Here is a 25742-nt window from a genome sequence, read left to right as displayed (position 1 = left end):
ATCTCTGTCTAAATAGAAGTTAAGAAAAACGTATATCTTAAAGGACAATCAATTCTTTAGGAGCAAGAGTCAAGACTTCACAGCCTGTTTCTGTGATCAAGAGGTCATCTTCGATGCGCACACCAGAGAGACCTTCAATGTAAATCCCTGGTTCATCTGTTAAAACCATCCCTGCTTGAATAGCTTCTTTAGAAGTTTGGCTAAAGTAGGGTTCTTCATGGATATCTAGCCCAATTCCATGACCGATTCCATGAGTAAAGTATTGACCATAGCCGGCTGCTTCGATCACATCACGTGGGATTTTATCAAAATCACGGAAGCCAAGTCCATCTTTAGCAGCAGCAATCAAGGCCTGATTGGCTTTTAAAACCGTTTCATAAATTTCTCTTTCCTTGTCGCTGACATGTCCAGCATAGATGGTCCGTGTCATATCGCTGACATAGTGGTCATACAAGCAACCAAAATCAAGGGTCAAGGCATCTCCTGCTGAAATCACCCGGTCACTTGGAGTCGCGTGAGGCATAGCAGAGCGTTCACCAGCTGCTGAAATAATATCAAAAGATACACCAGAAGCTCCCAACTCCCGCATTCTAAAATCGAGGAAAGTTGCTGCTTCCAACTCTGTCGTTTTCCCTACCTTGATATAATCCAAAATATCATGGAAGGCTTGGTCAGAGATACTACAAGCTTTTTTAATGGCCGCAATCTCCGTTTCATCTTTAATCAAGCGCAATTCCATCACAAAGTTCGCTAGGGATTGAAGGGCAATGCCACTGAAAACAGAAGCCATGCGGGCATGGTAGGCCACCGTCACTTCGTCCTCAAAACCAAGTTCTTTGATTCCAAGGTCTTTAACGATCTCTGCCGCTGCAGTCAACTCATCGCGGGTTTCCACAATTTCTACAAAGGGGAAACAAGTCGCATGAGCATGAATGGTATAGCGCGAATCCGTAAAGAGGACCACGCGTTCTTCTGTCACCAAAGCGGTCCCATTTGAACCCCAGAAATTGGTCAAATAGTAAACATTTTTCAAATTGTTAATCAATACCGCTTTGAGGTTTTTGACTTTCATTTTGTTTCTTAAGTTGCTGATCCGTTGATTCATTGTAATTTTCCTTTCAAATACTGTCCTGTGTAGCTAGCAGGATTGGCTGCTACTTCTTCTGGCGTTCCGGTCGCAATAATGGTTCCACCACCGATACCACCTTCTGGTCCTAAATCGATGATATGGTCTGCTGTCTTAATGACATCCAAATTGTGCTCAATCACAAGGACCGTATTGCCATCATCCACAAATCGCTCTAAGACTTTGATCAAGCGAGAAATATCTTCGGTATGAAGTCCTGTCGTTGGTTCATCCAAGATATAGAAGGATTTTCCTGTAGAGCGCTTGTGCAATTCAGAAGCCAACTTCATCCGCTGCGCTTCCCCACCTGAAAGGGTGGTCGCTGGTTGCCCCAGTGTTACATAGCCCAAGCCCACATCCTGGATGGTCTTGAGTTTGCGTTCAATTTTCGGAATGTGCTTGAAGAATTCGACTGCCTTATTGACCGTCATATCTAGCACTTCTGCGATATTTTTTTCCTTGTAGTGGACTTCGAGGGTCTCACTATTGTAGCGACGTCCATGGCAGACCTCACAAGGAACAAAAACATCTGGCAAGAAGTGCATTTCAATTTTTATGATGCCATCTCCTGAGCAGGCTTCACAACGCCCACCCTTGACATTGAAACTAAAGCGACCTTTCTTATAGCCCCGAATTTTGGCTTCATTGGTCTGAGCAAAGAGATCTCGAATGTCATCGAAGACGCCTGTATAAGTTGCTGGATTGGAACGAGGGGTCCGACCGATCGGGCTTTGATCAATGTCGATCAAGCGATCGATATGCTCAATCCCCTGAATGGTCTTGTATTTCCCTGGTTTTTCCGAATTACGGTTGAGCTTTTGAGCGATGGCTTTTTTCAAGATGCCATTGATCAAGGTCGATTTCCCAGAACCGGAAACTCCAGTGACTGCGATAAATTTGCCCAAAGGAAAACGCGCTGTGATATCTTGTAAGTTGTTCTCACTGGCCCCTGTAATTTCAATAGAACGACCATTTCCTGAACGGCGCTCTGTTGGAACCGGAATCTTGCGCTTGCCGGACAAATATTGGCCGGTAATGGATTTACTATTACGAGCCACCTGCTTTGGAGTTCCCGCAGCAACGATCTCCCCACCAAAGACACCGGCACCTGGGCCGACGTCGATCAGGTAGTCTGCCTCTCTCATGGTATCTTCGTCGTGTTCGACGACGATCAAGGTATTGCCTAAATCACGCATCTTTTTGAGACTGGCAATCAGGCGGTCATTATCCCTTTGATGGAGGCCGATTGACGGCTCATCCAAGATATAAAGGACTCCAGAGAGGTTGGAACCGATCTGGGTTGCCAAGCGAATGCGCTGACTCTCTCCACCTGACAAGGTCCCAGCTGAGCGTGACAGGGTCAAGTAATTAAGGCCTACATTGTTTAAGAAGGTCAAACGATCTTTGATCTCTTTTAGGATCGGTCTTGCGATCGTAGCTTCATTGTCCGTTAAGACCAGCTGGTCCACGGCTTTTAAGTGGTCCGCAATCGATAGATCTGACACTTCCCCGATATGCATCCCTTTCTCCCCACCGACACGAACAGAAAGAGCCTGGTCATTGAGACGGTAGCCATGGCAGGTCGCACAGGTCAATTCGTTCATATAAGAGCGCATTTGGTTGCGGGTGAAGTCACTATTGGTCTCACGGAAACGACGGTGAATGTTGTTTACGACCCCTTCAAAAGGAATCTCAATATCCCGAACCCCACCAAACTCATTTTCATAGTGGAAGTGGAATTCTTTCCCGTTTGAACCATAGAGAACCAAGTCCTTTTCTTCTTGAGAAAGATCTGAGAAAGGCTGATCCATATCAATGCCAAAATGGATCATGGCCTGCTCCAGCATCTGAGGATAGTAGTTGGAAGAGATCGGATTCCAAGGAGCAAGAGCTCCTTCACGAAGGGTTAAGCGATCATCTGGCACCACCAAATCTAAGTCCACCTCCAGCTTAATGCCTAACCCATCACAGTCTGGACAGGAGCCGAAAGGCGCATTGAAAGAAAAGAGACGGGGCTCTAATTCAGGAACGGTAAAGCCACAGACTGGACAAGCATAATGCTCCGAAAAGAGCAGTTCCTTTCCATCCATAGTATCAATCACCACATAACCGTCCGCTATCCGAAGAGCTGCCTCAATCGAATCAAAGAGACGCGAGCGGATGCCCTCTTTGATCACGATCCGGTCCACCACCACTTCAATCGTGTGCTGTTTGCTTTTAGACAGTTCTGGGACCTCTGTCACATCATAGATCTCACCGTCAACTCGGACCCGAACATAGCCGTCTTTTTGAACTTTTTCAATGATATTCTTGTGCTGGCCTTTTTTCTTGCGGATAATGGGAGCTAGAATTTGCAGGCGTTGGCGCTCTGGTAATTCCAAAACTTGATCGACAATTTGCTCAACCGAAGAAGCGGTAATAGCGCCATGTCCATTGATACAATAAGGCGTCCCTACACGCGCATAGAGCAGGCGCAGGTAGTCATTGATCTCTGTTGCCGTCCCCACTGTAGAACGTGGGTTTTTACTGGTCGTTTTTTGGTCGATGGAAATGGCTGGACTCAAGCCGTCAATAGAGTCGACATCTGGTTTTTCCATATTTCCCAAGAATTGCCGGGCATAGGCCGATAAGCTCTCCACGTAGCGGCGCTGACCTTCTGCATAGAGGGTATCAAAGGCCAGACTGGACTTTCCAGATCCAGACAAACCCGTCACCACGACTAATTTGTCCCGTGGAATTTCCACGTCTATATTTTTTAAATTATGGGCACGTGCCCCATGAATGACAATTTTATCTTGCATGTTCTTACTCTAATCACCTTTTTGTTAACCTCCATTATAACAAATTTTTTAGTATTCTTTTATCCAAAACCGTCCTTTTTCTGATATAATGTTAAGGTGTAAAAAAACAAGGGGAGGCACCATGAAACAGGTCTTTTTATCGACAACGACTGAATTTAAAGAAATAGAGACACTGGAACCTGGTAGCTGGATCAACCTTGTCAATCCTTCCCAAAGTGAATCGATGGAAATCGCCTCTGCTTTTAACATCGATATTGCCGACTTACGGGCACCACTCGATGCGGAAGAAATGTCTCGTATGACCATTGAAGATGAGTATACCTTGATCATCGTCGATGTCCCCATCAAGGAAGAGCGGAACAATCAGACCTACTACGTGACCATTCCGCTAGGAATTATCCTGACAGAAGAGGCTATCATCACGACCTGCTTGGAGAAATTGCCACTTCTTGATATCTTTATCAACCGACGCTTGCGGAATTTCTATACTTTTATGCGGTCGCGCTTTATCTTTCAGATCCTCTATCGCAACGCTGAACTCTACTTGTCTGCGCTTCGTACATTGGATCGCAAAAGCGAGCAGATTGAGAGCCAATTGCACAAATCAACGCGTAATGAAGAGCTGATTGAGTTGATGGAGTTGGAAAAAACCATCGTCTACTTTAAGGCCTCTCTGAAAACCAATGAGCGCGTGATCAAGAAATTGACCAGTGCCACTAGTAACATCAAGAAATACCTAGAAGATGAGGATCTGTTGGAAGATACCCTGATCGAGACCCAGCAGGCCATTGAGATGGCGGATATTTATGGAAACATCCTCCACTCCATGACCGATACCTTCGCATCGATCATCTCAAACAACCAGAACAATATTATGAAGACCTTGGCCATGGTAACCATTGTCATGTCCATTCCAACCATGATTTTCTCAGCCTACGGGATGAACTTCAAGGACAATGAATTACCGCTCAATGGAGAACCAAATGCCTTCTGGCTCATTATCTTTATTGCCTTCGCCATGACCGGATCCCTCGTCGTCTACCTCATCCATAAAAAATGGTTCTAACCAAACTTATATATCAAAGGAGTAACTATGTCTCACATCGATCTTAGCCAACTTAGCAAGAAAAACCAAGAATTTATCCGAATCGCTAAACACCAATTGCTTGAAAATGGAAAAACTGCAGAAGAAGCAGAAAACCTCCTCCAAGAAATCCTTCCAACTATCCACGAAAACCAAGGAAAAGGGATTCCTGCCCGGACCCTTTTTGGAGCACCAACTGTATGGGCTAATTCCTTCAGTGAGAAAGAACGCTACGAAAAAGAGCATCCTGCTTTGAACGATGCTCCTTCTCTCATGATTTTGGATTCCTTCCTCTTTATCTTTGGTGTCTTTGCTGCCATTAGTGCTTTCATGAACTTGGTTGCACCGCGTCGTACTGGCTATGGTTTGATTACCTTGATCCTTGGAAGTTTGACAGGGGCTCTGCTCCTGTATCTCATGTACTACTTCTTCTATCAGTACATGGATGGCACAAAAGATCGTAGTGAGCGTCCCTCTCTTTGGAAATCTATGCCGATTCTTGTTGGCGTCATGTTCCTTTGGGTCATCGTCTTATCCTTTACTTCATTACTCCCACAAGTCCTCAACCCAACCATTCCAGATATTCTTGCTATCGTTTTAGGAGCTTTAGCGCTCGCCCTTCGCTACTACTTAAAAAAACGCTACAATATCAAGAGTTCAAGTACAGCACCCGCAACTCGTCGTTAAAAAACGGATGAATTTAAACTGCACCTCAAAAGTTAGACAGCAAAACTCTAATTTTTGAGGTCTTTTTATTATGAAATTGACTTATGAGAATAACTTCAGCTCTATGAACCTAGAAAATAAGGAGATAGCTTAAAGCAACTCTCAAAAAAATTTTGGATAAACTTTTGAATCAGACCACATGGTTAAGTCGATTCATCATTATGGAAACAAGATTGTCAAAAACGAAAAGAAACATTACTATTCTCCTGATTGTGGGGGATAAAAAACTCACTGCTGTTTTTCCAGCAGTGAGCCATTCATCCTATCTAACCATAAGAAATTCTAAAAATCTAGAGAATAATAATGCTGACCTCCCCATAGGTTAACAGCTCCCCACGGAGAGTTTACTCCTACACCGATTAACACAGATCCGTTGGCTCGCTGACCATAAGGAATATATGACTTCCATGTTGAACGATTACTTATTGTATTTGGCCACCATGCCCAATCTGTGAAATACATGTTACTAACACTTCCACTATTAGCATATGAATACCCTGAAGCATGAAAAGTTACGTTTAGCACATTTAATCCTACTAAACTATAACCGTTAGTACCAGTTGACTTACTTACATAGCCTGCATTTACTTTTCCGGTGAAAAGAAGAATTATCATTCCAGTCAGCATCACAAGAGCTTTTTTATATTTTTTTGCCATGTCCAATCACCTCATCTATTTTTACGAATGGCATCAACAATGGACTGTTTCCCTGTCATATAGATAGGAATGAGACCACTAATCATTAGTACAGCAAACGTAAGGAAAATTAATGAAATTATAGAAGTTAGATAGAAATGAATGATATCAACTACTTCTAATTGAAGCATTTGAATAGCTAATATAGTTAGTATTAAAAGCAGAACACTTGATAAAATAATGATTTTCTTTCCATAGTTTAATAACTCAAGGATAAATAATCTAAAAACATGTTTTGTACTGTATCCCATAGCCTTTAATACGCCAACTTCGTATTTTCTCGTTCTATTTATCAAAAAGAAGACAAAAGATAAGATCGCAACTACGAGCACAAGCATGACAAGCGAGATTATAATCAAAAAGTTTTTTATGTATTTTAAGCCTTTATTAAATTCTTTATAATTCTCGAAAGAGGAAACAATCGAAAATTTATCCGAAATTTTTTTAATACGATTAATTTCTCGAGGGACATCTTTGCTATCCTTCACAGTAACATGTACTGCACTTGGTGCCCATTCTTTTACAGGAAGATCATCAATTGTTTCTCTCCGTTTGCTTTCTGCACCTATATATTTGCTTTGTATTTTTAGCATCTCATCACTCGCCATGAATAAGGTGTTATCATTTACAGAATAGTTAAACGGATACTCCTCTTTTACGATCCCAAGTATTTTAAACGTTTGTTCCTCTTTTACATATATGTCTCCGTCAGATTTATAATAAGTTCCTTCTTTATCTATATGAGATTCATAAATACTAATTGGGACATAATATGTAAGTGTCATCTCCGACCCAGCTACAATGTCTTCTAGTTTTTGTTCTTTGATAAATGATTCCGAAACAAATATCCCCTTATTCGTAGTCCTATCAAAGTATTTAATCTGTCTCTGAGTTGTGTTCGTATCAAATAACGGTTGCACACTGTAATTCTTGGATAAATTAATATTCTTACCATTAATGGATAGATTCGGTGAAAAATCTCGACTAATTTTTAAATAGTTTTCAGCATTTTCAAAAGTCATTCCCATACTAGGAAATTCAATATATGGTTCCAGTTTGTATACATTACTGCTATCAGAAATTTGATGTATTTCCTTATTTGATATTGATCGGAAATCATCAATTACCTTACTCGTTCCAAGTCCTATGGAATCATTAATAACCAAAAAACCATTTTCTAATGAATTACTAATTAATCTCTGATACTTAGAAGAAAATAATGATTGAATATTTATAGAACCAACTGCAAGAGAAACTGTGAAGGAAATTAATATTAATAAAAGTAGAGGTAAAGGAGGTACCTTTCTTTTCTTTTGGACCTTTAACCGAATATGTTTCTTTAATTTACTAGCATGCCACTCTTCTTGAGAATTACAACCTGCCTCTTCTTTCATTCCAATTAATTTTTGGTCTTCAAAATGTAGCTTTATATCTCCTTTATTAATAACATATTCATCATGAGACACCACAATAACAATTTTATTATACTTGTTTGCAAGTTTTACCAGTAAAGATGAAACAATCTCTCTATTTTCAGAATCCAAAGAATTTGTAGGTTCATCAGCTAAAATAATATGCTTATCTGTTATCATCCCTCTAGCAATTGCAACACGTTGTTCTTCTCCTCCTGATAAATCCTCTGGATATACATCCTTCAATTCTAAAATTCCTAACTCACTTAGAATATTGTCAATTTTATCCTCTATTTCTTTAGTTGATAATTTGAAAAAATTTAAGGAAATTTTCAAATTATCATAAACAGTCAAGTCTTTTATTAGATTATGACTTTGAAATATAAAAGCAATATTTTGCGCAATAAAGGATGAAACAACCTTCTTGTTACTCGTATCAATTTTAGAGCCATCGTAAATATAAGTTACTTTAGGATCATACTCCGAAATCAGTCCAATTTTATTCAACAACGAGGATTTTCCAACACCTGATTTTCCGTAAATTGTATATAATTTTCCTTCTTTGAACTTTAGAGATGTTGGAAGCAACAATGTTTTTTTGCCATACTTAATGGACAGGTTATGAATTTCAAACATAAATGGACACCTCCATATGATAACGCTTACTTTCAATGCTATTATAGCTTTTTTTTTTATACTGTGTCAATTTAAATGAGTAAATTATTTTTATATGAAATGAAGTTTAATTTTTAGTTGATAGCAACAACTAAAAAATTTACTTTCACATAAAATATAGTTAATAGACAAACAAAAAAACTGCCCAAAGGCAGGTCTTACAAATTAATCTAATTCTATAATTTCTGTGGGTGGGTAAAACCACTGTAAGAATTATAGAGCATTGTTTTACTGCATATCATTGTTCAATCTTTTTGAAAAATAGAGGACTAAGTCATCATTGTTTTCACAAGAACTGTAAGGGTCCAAGGGCTGATCCCTAAACCAAACGCCAGATCCATCTGGGATATAGCCCCGTTTGACATACAGTCTTTGAGCTGGGCCATAACCCGAGTGTAAACCAACCCCTAAAGTAACACTCTCTGACAGTAGGCAGATTCTTTTTTCTGCCTCCTCTAAGAGTTGATTCCCAATTCCTCGATTTCTAAATGGCTCAAAAACATTAAAATCAGATAGTTCAGGATAGACTCCCACGAAAGGACCGTGCTTGGCATGAGGCAATATAGTGATATAGCCTGCCACAAATCCATCCGACTCAGCTACTAATACTTCCCTCTCTCCATTCTCCTGATCCTGCAAATAGTCAGTCAAGATATCCTCTCTACCCGGCCACCCTTGGTGGATAAAGGCTTGAGAGATGTGCTCAATATCTGCCTTTATCATCCTCCTGATGATCGCACCTTCCTTCATGGTTTCCCCCCTTGATACATTTCTTCCCTCATTATAACATGATTAGAGCTCGGGAAAGGTCAAAGAGGTCCAATGGACCTGAAAAAAAGACCCGTAAGGGTCTTTTCTTTAATCTTCGTTTACGAAAGGCATCAAAGCCATTACGCGAGCGCGTTTGATAGCTGTTGTTACTTTACGTTGGTTCTTCGCTGAAGTTCCAGTTACACGACGAGGAAGGATTTTCCCACGTTCTGAAACGAAACGGCTAAGAAGCTCAGTATCTTTGTAATCGACATATTCGATTTTGTTTGCTGCGATGTAATCAACTTTTTTACGGCGTTTGAATCCGCCACGACGTTGTTGAGCCATGTTTAATTCTCCTTTATAGTTTTAATTCGTTAAACCCATTCTTAGAATGGAAGATCGTCGTCTGAGATATCCATTGGATTCGCTCCAAATGGATTTTCTTCACGACCAAAGTTTGGCGCTGCATTGCTTGGTTCTGATCCACCAAAGCTTGGGGCTGCGTTTCCAGCAAAACCACTGTTGCCTGATGAATAGCCACCAGCTGCATGCCCTTCGCGTGCTGCACGGCTTTCCAATAGTTGGAAGCTGTCTGCTACGACTTCAGTGACATAAACACGTTGACCTTGCTGGTTTTCGTAATTACGTGTTTGAATGCGACCGGTAATCCCAATCAAAGCACCTTTCTTAGCCCAGTTGGCTAAGTTTTCTGCTTGCTGACGCCAGATCACACAGTTGATGAAATCGGCTTCGCGCTCTCCATTTTGACTCTTGAAGTTGCGGTTGACAGCTAGGCTGAAAGTAGCAACTGCTTGATTGCTTGGAGTGTAGCGAAGTTCAGCATCACGGGTCATACGACCGACAAGTACAACATTGTTAATCATAAGTCACCTCGGATGATTTCTTACGCGTCAACTTTTACGATCATGTGACGAAGAATGTCACCGTTGATTTTTGAAAGACGGTCGAACTCGTTAAGAGCTACAGCGTCGTTCGCTTCAACGTTTACGATGTGGTAAAGTCCTTCACGGAAATCTTGGATTTCGTATGCAAGACGACGTTTTTCCCAATCTTTTGATTCAACAACAGTTGCACCGTTGTCAGTCAAGATAGAATCGAAACGTGCTACCAAAGCGTTTTTAGCTTCTTCTTCAATGTTTGGACGAATAATATAAAGAATTTCGTATTTAGCCATTGATAATGTTCCTCCTTTTGGACTAATGACCCCCTGTCTTTGCAAGGGGTAAGTGAGGTTTACTCACAAGAAACTATTATACCAGACTTTTCGAACAAAGGCAAGAATTATCTTTAGGATTTGAAAAATGATTCTGGACGTCCCCTTCGAGAAAAAAGAAAGAAATGTCCTAAAAAATGACATTTTATAGTAGAAATATTCCCACTCTTCCTCTCCTTTCCTTAAAGAAAACTGATATCAGTTAGCTTTAAGCTTGAGTCTTTATACTAGCTACAACAAATCTCAAGAAACGAGGAACGATTATGAATTATCTTATCATCCCCGCCTATCAACCGGATCTGAATCTTGTCAAACTGGTTCGCTTGGTCCACGCTAAGAGCGATCTCCACATCATCGTGGTCGACGATGGGAGTGACGCTGACAAGAAAGTGATTTTTGACAAATTGGAGGGTCTTGCGACAGTTCTGACCCACGAGCACAATCAAGGAAAAGGGCAAGCTCTCAAGACTGCTTATGCCTACATCCTAGAAAGAGGCACCTATGGAAGCATTGTTACAGCTGATGCAGACGGTCAGCACAAAATTTGGGATATTTTCAGGGTTGTTAACCAATCTCAAGAGCATCCTGGATCACTTATTCTAGGAGCACGCGCCTTCTCTGGAAAAGTTCCTTTGCGTTCTGCTTTCGGGAATAAATTGACCCGCTTTCTCTTCAAACAACAAACCGGAGTGGCGGTCAGCGATACCCAAACGGGCTTACGGGCTTTCACTACGAATCTCTTGCCTTTCATGCTTGAGGTTGAAGGACAACGGTATGAGTACGAAATGAATGTGCTCCTCGCAGCAAGCAAGTCCTTCCCCATCGTGGAAGTTCCCATCGAGACGGTCTACATCAATGACAACGAAGGCTCCCACTTCCGACCTATTCGAGATGGCCTCATGATCTACAAGGATATGTTCAAATTTGCCCTCTCCTCTCTGAGTAGTTTTATCGTTGACTATCTGGTCTACGCCTTCTTCCTCTTCGTGATGATGGCCGTGCCCATTAGTCTGCGTATTCTCCTAGCGAATGGGATCGCTCGTGTGACGAGTTCCATCTTTAACTACTCAACCAATAAGCACCTAATCTTTAAGAACAAAGACAGCGTCGCTAAAACTGGAAGTGGCTACTTTGGCCTAGCCCTCGGCCTCTTTATTCTCGATACGCTCTTGATTCGACTCTTCTATACTGCTTTCGGGCTCAATCTCCTGATCAGTAAGATTGTTGTCGGCTTCCTCCTCTTTCTGGTCTCATGGGTGATCCAGAAAAAAGTGATCTTCAAAGAAAGGACTGCTCCCCACCATGAAATTCTTTAAAAAATCCTACACCTATGCTGCCTGCTTTGGCCTTCTTTTGACCAGCAGTTTTAGCTACTCTATGCTCAAGACCTTTGTCTTATCCGATGCTATCCAAACCGTAAAAGCTACGACTACGGACACCAAGGCAGCCAAAAAAGCAGCTGCATCGGCTACAACGACCGATACCAGCTATTCAGATGACAATATCCAGGTGACTTTAACAGAAAAAACGGTTGAAAATACCCAGGTTTACATCGCAGATATCACAGTCAGCTCATCTGACTACCTCAAAACAGCCTTTGCACAAAACACTTACGGAACCAACGTGACTGCTAAGACCTCTGTCACAGCTGCCAACAACAGTGCCATTCTAGCAGTGAATGGTGACTATTACGGGGCTAACAGTACAGGATACGTCATCCGAAATGGAGTGGTCTACCGCGATACCGTTCGGGAAGATTCAAGCAATGGTGACCTAGCCATTTACAAGGATGGATCCTTCAAAATTATCTATGAAGATGAGATATCTGCAGATCAATTGGTCAAGGACGGGGTCGTCAATCTCCTCGCTTTCGGTCCTTCCTTAGTTGAAAATGGAGAAATTACCGTCGATACCAACTCAGAGGTCGGGCAATCTATGGCATCAAATCCACGGACAGCGATTGGGATCATCGATGAAAACCACTACATTATCGTCGTGTCAGACGGACGGACCTCAGAAAGTGAAGGCCTGTCTCTCTACCAATTAGCAGAAGTGATGAAGTCTTATGGCGTTAAAACAGCCTATAACCTGGATGGGGGTGGATCTTCTACCCTTTACTTCAATGGCCAAGTTATTAACAAACCAACAACAAATGGTACTATCTCAGAAAGGGCGGTGAGTGACATTGTCTACATCGGTTACTAATCCTATTAAACAACGCTTGAAAAAAACGATTCTCTGGTACACTCTGATTTCAGCTTTCTTCTTCGTTGGAAGTCGCATCTATGAACACTTTAGTTTTGGAGAAACCTCAGCCTTCATGCACTATCTCTTCTTGATTCCTTTGATCGGTGGCGTCCTACTAGTGCTTCTACAGTTGATGGTGAAAGGCTTCTCTCGCCTGAGTCTCAATCTTTGGAATTCAGGAGTGGCTACGCTCACAGCTGGAGCCCTCTACCGAGGGATTGTCAACCTCTCTGGTCGATCTACCACAATGGATCAACCCTATTATTACCTTGGAGTCGCCTTTCTAGCACTAGCTCTGATCAGCCTCTTCTTTGTCCGCAGTGTCTGGGTGGAGAAAACAGCCTAAGATCAAAAACGTCCGTTTCTTAAAAGAACGGACGTTTTTTAGGGTAAGTTAACGGATGAACAACTTAGCCTTCACGTTTTTTGCTAGCTACAAATCCTGCTAAAGCTAGTGAGGTCATGCCAAAGAGGCTAAGGACGGTTGAAGCCAATTCATCTTGACCTGTCTTTGGAAGACCAGTTGCTGGTGTAGCAGCTACTTCTGTTTGTCCACCCGTATGATAAGTGACAGCAACTGGTTTGTTTGTTGCCACTTCTTTTGTTTCGCTTGCAGCTGGTTGAGCTGGAGTTACTGGGCTTTCAGGTTGAGGAGTTGGGGTAGTTGGGGTAGCAGGAGTTACTGGAGCTACAGGATGGACTGGATTTACAGGACTTACTGGATCAACTGGCGATGGCTGTGGTTCCGGTTCTGGAGTTGGTTGTGGTTCTGGAGTTGGTGTTTCTTCCACTTTTTCCACAAAGGTCTTGTTACCCAAGATTGAAGCAGATAACTTCTTCCCTGCCTTATTCACATCTTCGATGTATTGGATAAAGACTTCAGTATCTGGATTAATCGCACCGATCAATTTTGTATCGCGGAAGACTGAGAAGCCATCTCCGCCACCATACAAGAAGTCGTTGATAATCGCCTTGTAGGTCTTGTTGCGATCAATTTCAGTTCCGTCTGCCTTGTAAGCTTTCACGACCTTATAAGGATTTTCTTCCGTTGCATCGGCTGGTTTCGTATAGGTGTACTTGATCCCTGCCATTTGCAAGAAGTAAAGCTCTTTCTCATCATATTGTTGGTCCAAAGCTTTATAGATTTGGTCCCCAGTGATTTCTACTACTTGGAGGATATTTCCAAATGGTTGCACCGCTTGAGCCGCACCCCAAGTGACTGTTCCGTCTGGTTTCACCACGAGGTCTGCACGGATTCCTCCATTATTAGTGAAGGCAAAGTCAACATCTGGATAACCTGATTTTTTGGCAATATCTAGTTGCGCTGCTGTGACCAAATCTCCAACAGCACTTTCTTTTTGCGCATTCAATTCACGGGTAATATTTTCAGCCTTGTCTGCTGTACCGATTTTTGCTTCTGTTACCTTTTTAACCGTCGCATTAGCATCATCGATGATCGCTTGAACCTTGGCATCTTTTGCTTTGCCTTTCGATGGATCTACCGCAATAATCTTAGCAGTTGGAGCTTTGACAAAGTCAGCTGTATCCGTATCTAGGATCCCACGGACATCCGAGTAAGCTTTCCCTTGAGACGTACCTTGAACAATCAAGGTATTTCCAACCATCCCGTTTGTATATTGGTGGTTATGACCTGCAAAGACGATATCCACTGAGTTTTCAGGATAGATTTGATTTAATTTTTTGATCATGTCTGCAGCAGGACCTTCTGCTACACCATTCTTACTAGTGGCAGCAACGTGAGCCAAGACAGCGATAGCATGCACACCTTGGTCATTTAATTCACGCGCATATTTAGCAATCGATTCTGCTTCATCCAAAACGCGGTATTGTTCATGATTTTTACGCAAAACAAGATTTGGGAATTCTGTCGTAACAACCCCGATAAATCCGACCTTAACGGTCTTGTCATTGACTGGGATTTCTTTGATGGTATAAGGTTTCCAGTCAAATGGGATTTTATTGGTATCTTTGTCAACCAAGTTGGCAATGACGACTTCTTGTTTGGAAGCTTCATGAGGATACTCATCTACGATCTTATTGAATTGACCAGGTGTTGGGGCTTCTCCCTTCATGATCCGGTTGAATTCACCAAGTCCTTCGTCAAACTCGTGATTACCAAGGGTTCCGTATTCAAAGTTCATTTCATTGAAGACTTTTACAGTTGGTTCATCTTGAAGGAGGGCAGAGTTAGCTGGACTAGCGCCGACCATATCTCCCGCTTGCACACGGATGCTGGCATTAGGCGTTCCTGCATTCTCCGTTTCAAAGTCTTTTTGCGAATCGTTCAAATAGGTTGCCAAAAGTGGGGCTGTTCCTGCATTTTTCACAGTTTCGCCTTCTAAACGAGCTGTCCCTGTTTGTTCCAAGGCACCGTGGAAGTCATTGACGCCCATGAACTGCACAGGCAATTCGTCTGCAAAAACGCTATTGATCGCAAAAACACTAAGACCTGCAGCGACCGCTAGGATACTGCTTTTCAAGATAATTTTTTTCTTCATAGAATACTCCATTTTCTAATGTAGAACACTTCTCCAAAAAGGAGAACGCAGAACAGTTGATTGCTGAAATCAGCTCTTCCATTTTACTATTTTTTCGGTCTTACTTCAATATTTTCCTAGAAACTCTTACATTTTTCTTAGAAAACGCTTGATTTCCGAACATCTATTCTCATCCTCTTCCTTTTGTTACTTGCTGTTCATCACAAAAGAGGCTGGGACAAAAGTCCTAGCCTCTCAATTATTTTTGGATTGTCGAGCAAGACGCAGTGGTTGAGTGGGCTCTACTACGCTGATTTCATCAGCTTTTACAGCCCTACTCAACTGTGCGGAGGTGGGACGACGAAATCGAATTCTAACGAATTACCGATTTCTGTCCCACTCTCTTTTCTTATTTATTCACGTTTTCCCATTTCCAGTTTTGAACTTCTGGAATGTCGTCTCCATTTTCACGGATATAGGCGTTGTGGAAGGCTACTGTTTCATCCATTTGAGCTGCAAATTCAGCTGCTTCTGCTCCAAGAGCTGCATTAGCAGCATCTTGTGCCAAGTGGAAGCGATCCAACTCAGACATGACACGCATATCGAATGGTGTTGTGATATCTCCGTTTTCACGGTAACCATGCACACGCAAGTTGTGGTTGTGACGGTTGAAGAAGATGTCACGGATCATGCCTTCGTAACCATGGAAGGCAAAGATCACAGGTTTGTCAGCGGTGAAGACCTTGTCGAACTCTTCATCTGAAAGTCCACGCGCGTCGACTGATGGGTGACGCAATTTCAAGATGTCTACAACGTTAACAAAGCGGATCTTCAATTCTGGGAAGGCTTTGTGAAGAATCGTTACAGCTGCAAGTGCCTCTAAGTTTGGCTCTGTACCTGCTGCTGCAATAACTAGATCTGGTTCTTCATCTGCTGAAACAGTTGATGCCCAATCGATCACCTTGTATCCTTCACGAACCAATTCTTCTGCTTCAGCTGCTGAGTAGAATTGAGGTCGCGGGTGTTTAGAAGAAACGATCAAGTTGATCACATCTTCTGCCTTGAAGGCTTGGTCCATCACTGCAAGCAACGTATTGGTATCTGCTGGCAAGTACTCACGGATGTATTCAGGAGTTTTCTCAGCCAAGTGAGTCAAGATACCTGGATCTTGGTGAGTGTAGCCATTGTGGTCTTGTTGGAAAACAGTTGAAGTCGCAATCAAGTTCAAGGCTGGGTAGTTTTTACGCCATGTCGTGTGAGTCTTAGATTTACGCAACCATTTGAAGTGTTGAGTAATCATAGAGTCTACAACACGAAGGAAGGATTCGTAAGATGCGAAGAATCCATGACGACCTGTCAAGACATATCCTTCGAGCATTCCTTCTGCTTGGTGTTCTGACAATTGAGAGTCAATCACACGTCCAGCAGGGCTCAAAGCTTCATCGTAGTCTGGTTTCATACGTCCTAACCATTGACGGCTTGTACGAGTAAAGACTTCTTGAAGACGGTTTGATTTGGTTTCATCTGGTCCAAAGATACGGAAGTTGTCTGGGTTCGCATCCACCAAGTCTGCTGCATACTTACCAAATTCGATCATATCTTGCGCCATGATAGCACCTGGTCTTTCAATCTTGAAGGCATGTTTCTTCCAATCAGCTGTGTTCATTGGTTTGATCACACCAGCATTTGTGATTGGGTTCATCGCCATGCGACGGTCACCTTTTGGTGCGATCTCAGCAATTTCAGGAAGTAATTTACCAGTTTCGTCAAACAACTCAGCTGGACGGTAAGATTCCAACCATGAAAGAAGGGCATCCACATGCTCCATGTGGTGAGCATCTACTGGGATTGGAACTTGGTGCGCACGGAAGCCACCCTCGATTGGTGTTCCTTCCCAAGCTTTTGGTCCAGTCCAACCTTTAGGAATACGAGCAATCAAGACAGGGTATACTGGTTGAGTTGCTTCTTCTGCAGAACCTTTACGGGCTTCTGCTTGGACTTTCTTGATTTCTTCAATCGCTTCGTCCAATTTCTCTGCAAACAAAGCGTGAGCAGCTTCGTGGTCATCAGAAATAGCGGTTACATTTGCAAAGATTGGTTTCCAACCAAGACCTTCAAAGAAGAGTGCCAATTCTTCGTCTGTTTTGCGTTCGAAAATCGTTGGGTTGTGGATCTTTCCTCCGTTGAGGTAGAAGATTGGAAGAACAGCACCATCATTGACTGGGTTCAAGAAGGTATTTGACAACCATCCTGCCATCAATGGACCTGTTTCTCCTTCACCGTCACCGATCACTGTTGCAGCAATCACATCTGGATTATCCAATACAGCCCCTGCAGCGTGAGAAAGGGCATAACCAAGTTCTCCCCCTTCATGGATAGATCCTGGTGTTTCAGGCGCCGCGTGAGAAGCGATCCCTCCTGGGAATGAGAAGATCTTACACAAGTGTTTGAAACCTTCTTCGTTTTGAGGGATAGTTGGATTCAATTCAGTATATGAACCATCTAAGTAAGAGTTAGATACCATTACTTGTCCACCGTGACCTGGTCCTTCAATGTAGAACATATCCAAGTCGTATTTGTTGATGGTACGGTTCAAGTGAGCATAGATAAAGTTTTGCCCTGGTACAGTTCCCCAGTGCCCGATTGGGTGAGCCTTCAAGTCATTTTCAACGACTTCACGCTTCAACAATGGGTTATCTTTTAAGTACATTTGAGCAGCTGAAATGTAGTTGGCTGCACGCCACCAAGCGTCTACTTTATCCAAGTAAGCTTTGCTGTTATAATCGACAGTCATCTTGTCTCCTCACAATTTCTAGACAGGTCTGTTGAACAACCTGTTCGTTTGATGAATAATATAAACACTCTGTTTTCAAGATCAAACAGATGATATTGAAGAAAATATTCAATATTACTTCTATTCTATCAAGAATTTCTATTTTTGTACATCAGAAAGTAAGAAAAATATTCTTTGATGATCAAATTTTTATTATCCGATAAAGCGTTCCCATTTACTGTGGAGATCTGATAAAAAAAGACTTTGCTGATTTTTACAAACCAGCAAGGTCTCGACTGAAATGGAGTAGTTTAAATGACTTTTTGACCTTTCTTGTAGACATCTGTCACTAGATTTGTCGCAAAGAAATAGAAGAGATAGTCTAGATTTGGCGCATCAAAGATGGTAATGTCAGCCTGCTTGCCAGCATCGAAAGAACCGATCGTTTTGGCACGATCTACTGAGTAGGCTGCATTGATGGTCACTGCATTGAGAATTTCCACTGGAGTTAGGCGCATCATGAAGCAACCCAGATGCATGGCAAACTGGAGATTGGCTGTCGGACAAGACCCTGGGTTGCTGTCCGTTGTTAGGGTAATGGCCATGCCAGCATCCAACATCTTACGAGCCGGTGCATAAGTATCTTCCATGAGGCTAAAGGTTGTGGCCGGCAACAGATTGCCGATAACTTTTGCCTTGGCTAGTTTTTCGATCCCCTCATCAGTAATCACCATCAGGTGTTCTGCGCTGGTGGATTGCAATTCAGCCGCTACGTCAACACCTCCAATAGACTCAATTTCATCCGCATGGATCCGTAACTTGAAGCCCATTTCCTTAGCTTTCGAAAGAAGATAGCGAGATTCATCTGCTGTAAAGACCCCTTTTTCACAGAAGATATCACAGAACTCAGCTAACTGTCCTTCTTTCACTTTTGGAAGCATTTGTTCCACAATGAGATCTAAATATTCTTGGGAACGGCCCTTGTACTCTGTAGGAATCGCATGGGCTGCCATAAAGGTAGATACCAAGTCTATTTGATGATCCCGATCCAGTGCAGCGACAACATCCAACTGGCGTTTTTCAGTTTCCCAATCCAAACCATAACCGCTTTTCGCTTCAACGGTTGTCACCCCATGGCGCAACATGTAGTCCAACAGTCGTTTGGACTTGTCATAGAGGGTGTCAAAGGAAGCTTCCCGTGTCGCCCGAACGGTGCTTAGAATCCCTCCGCCTTGGGCGAGGATGTCTAAGTAAGAAACACCTGCTAATTTTTTAGCAAATTCATGCTCCCGACTGCCTCCATAGACTAAGTGGGTGTGGCAATCAATCAGGCCAGGGGTCGCAACTTTTCCTTCACAGGATTTTACTTCTGTATGGTCATCGATCAGTTCTGGGGCTGGTTGCCCTGTCCCAACTGCAAGAATCTTTCCATCTTTAATGGCGATATAAGCATCTGAAAGAATTTTTGCCTCTGCCATCTCCTTACCATAGAGGGGATGACCCAGATCATTTGGACAAAACAATTGGTTAAAGTGGGTTAATAGGATATCAGCTGTCATATGAAACATTCCTTTCTATTTCCATCGTTATTCATTTTACAATTCTACAGAAAAAGCGTCAAAAAAAAGTCAAAAAGTTTTCCCCTCATTTTTTTTTGCTTTATTAAAAATTATATTTTTTTTTGACTCTTTATTGACGTTTCTTGGATACAATAAAGAAAATACAAATTCACAGTCCAACTATAAGGAGGGTTCTGCTATGTCATTTATAGACGAGAAAGAAATTGCAGCTGCTATGTCTGTCAAACTTGACTTTGATGTCCTACCTGAAAAGGCGACTTTTCAAGAAGGCATTCGTCGTGCACCGGATAGAGGCTTCCGCTTAACGCAGGCTCAGACCGAAATTGCCCTTAAAAATGCTTTGCGTTACATTCCTAAAAAATTCCACCAAGAGTTGATCCCAGAATTCCTAGAAGAACTGAAAACTCGCGGTCGGATCTATGGCTATCGCTTCCGTCCAAAAGATCGCATCTATGGAAAACCAATTGATGAGTACAAAGGAAAATGCACTGCTGCTAAAGCTATGCAGGTCATGATCGACAACAACTTGAGCTTTGAGATTGCCCTTTATCCTTATGAATTGGTTACTTATGGAGAAACAGGATCTGTCTGTGCCAACTGGATGCAATACAACTTGATCAAGAAATACTTGGAAGTGATGACAGAAGACCAAACCTTGGTCGTTGAATCTGGTCACCCTCTTGGCCTCTTTAAATCGAAACCAGAAGCTCCTCGCGTTATCATTACCAACGGTCTCTTGATCGGTGAATATGACAACATGCGCGACTGGGAAATCGCTGAAGAAATGGGAGTAACCAACTACGGTCAAATGACGGCTGGTGGTTGGATGTACATTGGCCCTCAAGGGATCGTTCACGGTACCTTCAATACTCTTCTCAATGCTGGTCGTCTCAAACTCGGTGTGCCTGATGATGGCGACTTGACTGGTAAACTCTTCATTTCATCTGGTCTCGGTGGGATGAGCGGCGCTCAAGGGAAAGCAGCTGAAATTGCAAAAGCGGTTGCCATTGTCGCTGAAGTGGACCGCTCTCGGATCGAAACGCGTCACTCTCAAGGCTGGATTAGTCAAGTGACCGACAGTGCCGAAGAAGCTGTGAAATTGGCTCAAGCAGCCCTGGAAGCTTGTGAATCAACTTCGATTGCCTACCATGGTAATATCGTAGACTTACTCGAATATGTCAACGAACACCAAGTTCACGTTCATCTCTTGTCTGACCAAACTTCTTGCCACAACGTCTATGATGGTGGCTATTGCCCAGTTGGTATCAGCTTTGAAGAACGGACACGTTTGTTGGCAGAAGACAAAGAAACCTTCCATCGTTTGGTCGATGAAACCTTGGCTCGTCACTTCGCAGTGATTAAAGATTTGACGGCTAAAGGCACCTATTTCTTCGACTATGGTAATGCCTTCATGAAATCCGTTTACGACTCGGGCATCAAGGAAATTTCTAAGAATGGTTTGGATGACAAAGACGGCTTCATTTGGCCATCTTATGTAGAAGATATCATGGGACCTATGCTCTTTGACTATGGTTATGGTCCATTCCGTTGGGTCTGCCTCAGCGGTAAACACGAAGACTTGATTGCAACTGACCATGCAGCTATGGAAGCGATCGATCCAACTCGTCGCTACCAAGACCGTGATAACTACAACTGGATTCGCGATGCTGAAAAGAACCAATTGGTGGTTGGTACCCAAGCTCGTATCCTCTATCAAGATTGTATGGGTCGTGTCAACATTGCTTTGAAATTCAATGAACTCATTCGCCAAGGCAAGATTGGACCGGTCATGATCGGACGTGACCACCACGACGTATCTGGTACAGATGCTCCATTCCGTGAAACATCAAACATTAAAGATGGATCAAACGTTACTTGTGATATGGCGGTTCAATGTTACGCCGGTAACGCTGCTCGCGGTATGAGTCTTGTTGCTCTCCACAATGGTGGTGGTACTGGTATCGGTAAAGCTATCAACGGAGGATTTGGTCTTGTTCTAGATGGTAGTCACCGAATCGACGAAATTATCAAATCTGCGATTTCATGGGATACCATGGGCGGGGTTGCTCGTCGGAACTGGGCACGGAACGATCATGCTATTGAAACAGCGATCGAATACAACCGTCTCCATGCAGGAACAGACCACATCACTATTCCTTATCTTGCAGACGAAGATTTGGTCAAAGATGCGGTTCAAAAATTGTTTTAACATCAAAAAATAAAAATCTGAGAAAGGGGAGGAAAATGCAAAAGACTCCTCCTCCCCACTTCTCCTATAAAAAGAGGTAATTATATGGCAAAAATTGTTGAGTGTATTCCGAACTTTTCTGAAGGACGCAATCAGGCTGTGATCGACGGATTGGTAGCCACAGCAAAAAGCATCCCAGGTGTCACTTTACTCGACTACTCGTCTGATGCTAGTCATAACCGCAGCGTCTTTACACTCGTTGGGGATGAAGAAAGCATTCAAGAAGTAGCTTTCCAATTGGTGAAATATGCATCTGAAAATATCGATATGACCAAGCACGAAGGCGAACACCCTCGTATGGGGGCAACAGACGTTTGTCCATTCGTTCCGGTCAAAGATATCACTACAGCTGAATGCGTTGAAATCGCTAATAAAGTGGCCGAACGCATCAATCGCGAATTAGGTATTCCAATCTTCCTTTACGAAGATGCCGCAACTCGTCCAGAACGGAAAAACTTGGCTAAAGTGCGCAAAGGACAATTTGAAGGAATGCCAGAAAAATTGTTGGAAGAAGACTGGAAGCCAGACTACGGCGAACGCAAGATTCACCCAACTGCAGGGGTTACAGCCGTTGGTGTCCGTATGCCACTCGTTGCTTTCAATATTAACCTTGACACAGACGACCTAGATATTGCCAATAAAATTTCTAAAATCATTCGTGGATCAAGCGGTGGATACAAATACTGTAAAGCGATCGGTGTCATGCTAGAAGATCGTAACATCGCCCAAGTCTCTATCAACATGGTCAACTTGGAACAATTCCCATTGTATCGTGTCGTTGAAACCGTTCGTTTCGAAGCACAACGCTACGGGGTTCGAATCATCGGAACAGAACTCATCGGACTGGCTCCTGCTAAAGCTTTGATCGACTCAGCTGAATACTACTTGCAATTAGAAGACTTTGACTACAGCAAACAAGTCTTGGAAAATCACTTGTTGGGTTAGAAAGGGGATCTATGAAACTAGTTGACTTAAGTATTACAGAGTTTGCCAAGGTCCTTGGTTCAGATGCTCCAGCTCCAGGTGGTGGTTCTGCCGCTGCCCTATCCGCTGCGAATGGGATTTCCCTTACAAAAATGGTCTGTGAACTGACCATTGGAAAGAAAAAATACGCAGAATTTGAAGACCACATCAAAGGGGTTCACGAAAAAAGCGCTCACCTCCAAGACCAATTACTAGAAGCTATTGACAAGGATACAGAAGCTTTCAATGTCGTATCAGCTGTCTTTGATCTTCCAAAAGAAACGGAAGAAGAGAAAGCCGCTCGTCGTGAAGCCATGCAAAAAGCTTTGAAACAGGCAACTGAATCTCCTTTCTCTATGATGGAGCTCATCGTTGAGGCGCTTGAAACCACCAAAGAAGCTGTTGGCAAGTCCAACACCAATGCGGCGAGTGACCTAGGGGTGGCTGCTCTCAACCTTAAAGCTGGCCTTCAAGGGGCTTGGCTCAACGTCCTGATCAACATTTCAGGAATCAAGGACCAAGACTTTGTCCAAGAATACCACGGCAAGGGTCTCGAACTCCTCCAAACAGGCTCTGATCTTGCAGACAACATTTACCAAACCATTTTAGAAAGTCTATCATAAACCTAACAAACAAAAAGAAAGAAGGGATTCTATGGTTTTATCGGATATTGAAATTGCCAATTCTGTCCAAATGAAGCCCATCACCGATATCGCTGCTGAACTTGGATTGACCGAAGACGATATTTCGCTCTACGGAAAATACAAGGCAAAAATTGATAGCAACCAACTGGAACAACTCAAGGATAAGGAAGATGGAAAGCTGATCCTTGTGACAGCCATCTCTCCGACACCTGCTGGAGAAGGAAAGACAACCACCTCTGTTGGCTTGGTCGATGCTCTTTCAGCTATTGGTGAAAAAGCCGTCATTGCTCTCCGCGAACCTTCTCTTGGCCCTGTTTTTGGGATCAAGGGTGGAGCTGCCGGGGGCGGGTACGCCCAAGTGGTTCCAATGGAAGATATCAACCTTCACTTTACCGGAGACTTCCATGCCATCGGGATTGCCAACAACCTGCTTGCAGCCGTGATTGACAACCATATCCATCACGGCAATGAGTTGGGCATCGATTCTCGTCGCATTACCTGGAAACGAGTGGTCGATATGAACGACCGTCAACTCCGTCATATTGTCGATGGCCTTCAAGGAAAAACAAACGGGGTTCCTCGTGAAGATGGCTTTGACATCACAGTGGCTTCTGAAATCATGGCCATTCTCTGTCTCTCAGAAAATATCCTTGATCTCAAAGAACGTCTTGATCGCATCATTATCGGCTACAACTACCAAGGACAACCGGTCACAGCCAAAGACCTCAAGGCTGGAGGGGCCATGGCAGCTGTCCTCAAAGATGCCATCCATCCAAACTTGGTGCAAACCTTGGAGCATACTCCTGCCATCATCCACGGCGGACCATTTGCCAATATCGCCCATGGCTGCAACAGTGTGCTGGCTACTAAACTAGCCCTCAAATATGCAGACTATGTCGTGACAGAAGCTGGCTTCGGAGCAGACCTCGGTGCTGAAAAATTCATCGATATCAAGTGCCGCATGGCCGGGCTCAAACCTGCTGCCGTTGTCCTCGTCGCAACCATCCGTGCTCTCAAAATGCATGGTGGGGTTGCCAAGGCAGACTTGGCTACTGAAAATGTCCAAGCCGTTATCGATGGACTACCAAACCTAGACAAACACTTGGCCAACATTCAAGAAGTCTATGGTCTACCAGTGGTCGTTGCCATTAACAAATTCCCACTGGATACAGAGGCTGAACTAGAAGCTGTCTATGAATCTTGTAAGAAACGCCATGTAGATGTGGTCATTTCAGATGTCTGGGCAAAAGGTGGAGCTGGTGGTCGTGACTTGGCTGAAAAAGTCATTCAACTGGCTCAAGAAGAAAACCACTTCTCTTATGTCTATGACGAAGAAGACAGCATTGAAACAAAATTAACCAAGATCGTCACAAAAATCTATGGTGGTAAAGGCATCAGCTTAACACCAGCGGCCAAACGCGAACTCAAAGAATTGGAAGCTCTTGGCTTCTCGAACTACCCAATCTGTATGGCCAAAACCCAATATTCCTTCTCAGACGATGCGAAGAAAATGGGAGCACCAAAAGATTTCACAGTTAAAATCAGTAACCTTAAGGTGGCTGCCGGAGCTGGCTTCATCGTAGCTCTCACTGGTACCATTATGACCATGCCTGGCCTACCTAAAGTTCCTGCCAGTGAAAAGATTGATATCGATGCCCACGGCAATATCACTGGTCTCTTTTAAGAAAGAAGGCGTCCTATGGTGACTCTCCTTCATCTTACCCCCGCAGATTATCAAATTTCTACCTGGTCCGGTGGCCAAACCACCCAACTCTTTCTCTCCCCAGAGGGAGGAAGCTATCCAGATCGGACCTTTGACTTCCGCCTCTCTACTGCAACGGTAGAGGTTGAAAAAAGTAACTTTACCGATCTCACGGGCTACCACCGAATCTTGATGCCCTTGAATGCCTCCATTAGGCTCACCCATCACCATAAAGAAGTGGTTTTGAACCCCTTTCAAAGCTACTTCTTTGATGGGGGAGATCCTGTATCTAGCCAAGGGACTTGTCAAGACTTTAATTTGATTTACAAACCTTCTTATCAGGGGCATATGAGTGCTATATCCCCAAAAGAGAGTGTCAAAAGTCAGAGTCGCTATCAATTGATCTATGCTCTCTGTCCACTAACACTCAAATGGGGAACCAATCATTCTCAAACTCTCCAAACTCACGAGCTCCTGGTGATCGAACAAGCATCTCCTTTTCAAGAGATGACAATCACGTTTTTACCCCATCAGTCTGGGGAGCAACCGATTGCTATCTGGACTGGACTACAATAATGTT

The 25742-nt window shown here is 43.1% G+C and carries 21 protein-coding genes; 10 read left to right on the top strand and 11 right to left on the bottom strand.

The genetic code is table 11. From position 1 onward, the window contains the following. Positions 1-37: 37 nt before the first annotated feature. Positions 38-1105, bottom strand: a complete 1068-nt coding sequence (locus AC6IZR_RS02555) for a M24 family metallopeptidase (RefSeq protein WP_497848727.1) — start codon at positions 1103-1105, stop codon at positions 38-40. Beyond that, entirely contained in the window at positions 1102-3927 is a 2826-nt protein-coding gene (uvrA, locus tag AC6IZR_RS02550) for an excinuclease ABC subunit UvrA (RefSeq protein ID WP_497848726.1), read from the bottom strand. The genes AC6IZR_RS02555 and uvrA overlap by 4 nt, the downstream gene beginning before the upstream one ends. A 121-nt stretch (positions 3928-4048) precedes the next feature. Here uvrA and AC6IZR_RS02545 point away from each other — a divergent pair, with 121 nt between their 5' ends. Together AC6IZR_RS02545 and AC6IZR_RS02540 are read left to right on the top strand one after the other, a co-directional pair. Next, complete coding sequence (locus tag AC6IZR_RS02545) at positions 4049-4993, top strand: magnesium transporter CorA family protein (RefSeq protein ID WP_497848725.1); 945 nt, start codon at positions 4049-4051, stop codon at positions 4991-4993. Positions 4994-5020: 27 nt separating this feature from the next. Next, the gene (locus tag AC6IZR_RS02540) at positions 5021-5698 is read left to right on the top strand and encodes a DUF1129 domain-containing protein (protein WP_497848724.1); all 678 of its coding nucleotides are present in this window, start codon (positions 5021-5023) and stop codon (positions 5696-5698) included. Between the two features lie 321 nt (positions 5699-6019). Here the strand turns inward: AC6IZR_RS02540 and AC6IZR_RS02535 are convergent, their stop codons facing one another. The 6 genes from AC6IZR_RS02535 to rpsF form a co-directional block, all read right to left on the bottom strand. Continuing rightward, positions 6020-6394: a hypothetical protein gene (locus AC6IZR_RS02535; RefSeq protein WP_497848723.1), complete on the bottom strand. Its 375-nt coding sequence runs from the start codon at positions 6392-6394 to the stop codon at positions 6020-6022. A gap of 11 nt (positions 6395-6405) precedes the next feature. Next, positions 6406-8481, bottom strand: coding sequence for an ATP-binding cassette domain-containing protein (locus AC6IZR_RS02530; protein WP_497848722.1), 2076 nt, complete (start codon positions 8479-8481; stop codon positions 6406-6408). 267 nt (positions 8482-8748) lie between these two features. Beyond that, positions 8749-9270, bottom strand: a complete 522-nt coding sequence (locus tag AC6IZR_RS02525) for a GNAT family N-acetyltransferase (protein ID WP_497848721.1) — start codon at positions 9268-9270, stop codon at positions 8749-8751. Positions 9271-9378: 108 nt separating this feature from the next. Further along, the gene (gene rpsR / locus AC6IZR_RS02520; protein WP_000068664.1) at positions 9379-9618 is read right to left on the bottom strand and encodes a 30S ribosomal protein S18; all 240 of its coding nucleotides are present in this window, start codon (positions 9616-9618) and stop codon (positions 9379-9381) included. 41 nt (positions 9619-9659) lie between these two features. After that, positions 9660-10157, bottom strand: a complete 498-nt coding sequence (locus AC6IZR_RS02515) for a single-stranded DNA-binding protein (protein WP_497848720.1) — start codon at positions 10155-10157, stop codon at positions 9660-9662. Between the two features lie 20 nt (positions 10158-10177). Further along, complete coding sequence (gene rpsF / locus AC6IZR_RS02510) at positions 10178-10468, bottom strand: 30S ribosomal protein S6 (RefSeq protein WP_003005040.1); 291 nt, start codon at positions 10466-10468, stop codon at positions 10178-10180. Positions 10469-10770: 302 nt separating this feature from the next. Between rpsF and AC6IZR_RS02505 the strand changes: the two genes are divergently transcribed. The 3 genes from AC6IZR_RS02505 to AC6IZR_RS02495 are packed head-to-tail and all read left to right on the top strand — an operon-like array spanning position 10771 to position 13100. Next, on the top strand, positions 10771-11823 hold the full coding sequence (locus AC6IZR_RS02505; protein ID WP_497848719.1) for a GtrA family protein: 1053 nt from the start codon (positions 10771-10773) through the stop codon (positions 11821-11823). Further along, the gene (locus AC6IZR_RS02500) at positions 11810-12712 is read left to right on the top strand and encodes a phosphodiester glycosidase family protein (RefSeq protein ID WP_031576920.1); all 903 of its coding nucleotides are present in this window, start codon (positions 11810-11812) and stop codon (positions 12710-12712) included. The genes AC6IZR_RS02505 and AC6IZR_RS02500 overlap by 14 nt, the downstream gene beginning before the upstream one ends. After that, positions 12693-13100 carry a hypothetical protein gene (locus AC6IZR_RS02495; protein WP_497848934.1) on the top strand — a complete coding sequence of 136 codons (408 nt, stop codon included), beginning with the start codon at positions 12693-12695 and terminating at the stop codon, positions 13098-13100. Before AC6IZR_RS02500 ends, AC6IZR_RS02495 begins: the two co-directional genes overlap by 20 nt. Before the next feature lie 64 nt (positions 13101-13164). Here the strand turns inward: AC6IZR_RS02495 and AC6IZR_RS02490 are convergent, their stop codons facing one another. The 3 genes from AC6IZR_RS02490 to hutI form a co-directional block, all read right to left on the bottom strand. Further along, on the bottom strand, positions 13165-15273 hold the full coding sequence (locus tag AC6IZR_RS02490) for a surface-anchored 5'-nucleotidase (RefSeq protein WP_497848718.1): 2109 nt from the start codon (positions 15271-15273) through the stop codon (positions 13165-13167). Between the two features lie 388 nt (positions 15274-15661). Further along, complete coding sequence (locus AC6IZR_RS02485) at positions 15662-18046, bottom strand: phosphoketolase family protein (protein WP_497848717.1); 2385 nt, start codon at positions 18044-18046, stop codon at positions 15662-15664. Positions 18047-18336: 290 nt separating this feature from the next. Next, positions 18337-19584, bottom strand: a complete 1248-nt coding sequence (gene hutI, locus AC6IZR_RS02480; RefSeq protein ID WP_497848716.1) for an imidazolonepropionase — start codon at positions 19582-19584, stop codon at positions 18337-18339. Between the two features lie 199 nt (positions 19585-19783). Between hutI and hutU the strand changes: the two genes are divergently transcribed. The 5 genes from hutU to AC6IZR_RS02455 all read left to right on the top strand — a co-directional run bounded on the left by hutU (position 19784) and on the right by AC6IZR_RS02455 (position 25738). Beyond that, a complete protein-coding gene (hutU, locus tag AC6IZR_RS02475; RefSeq protein WP_497848715.1) occupies positions 19784-21814 on the top strand; it encodes a urocanate hydratase in 2031 nt (676 codons plus the stop codon). An 84-nt stretch (positions 21815-21898) separates the two neighbouring features. Further along, positions 21899-22798, top strand: a complete 900-nt coding sequence (ftcD, locus tag AC6IZR_RS02470; RefSeq protein WP_049515960.1) for a glutamate formimidoyltransferase — start codon at positions 21899-21901, stop codon at positions 22796-22798. 11 nt (positions 22799-22809) lie between these two features. Next, positions 22810-23439, top strand: a complete 630-nt coding sequence (locus tag AC6IZR_RS02465; protein WP_497848714.1) for a cyclodeaminase/cyclohydrolase family protein — start codon at positions 22810-22812, stop codon at positions 23437-23439. 31 nt (positions 23440-23470) lie between these two features. Continuing rightward, positions 23471-25144 carry a formate--tetrahydrofolate ligase gene (locus AC6IZR_RS02460; protein WP_497848713.1) on the top strand — a complete coding sequence of 558 codons (1674 nt, stop codon included), beginning with the start codon at positions 23471-23473 and terminating at the stop codon, positions 25142-25144. Between the two features lie 15 nt (positions 25145-25159). Beyond that, entirely contained in the window at positions 25160-25738 is a 579-nt protein-coding gene (locus AC6IZR_RS02455; protein ID WP_070586926.1) for a HutD/Ves family protein, read from the top strand. Positions 25739-25742 lie beyond the last annotated feature (4 nt).

Source organism: Streptococcus mobilis (assembly GCF_059727625.1).
This window is presented reverse-complemented; position numbering and strand designations above follow the sequence as displayed.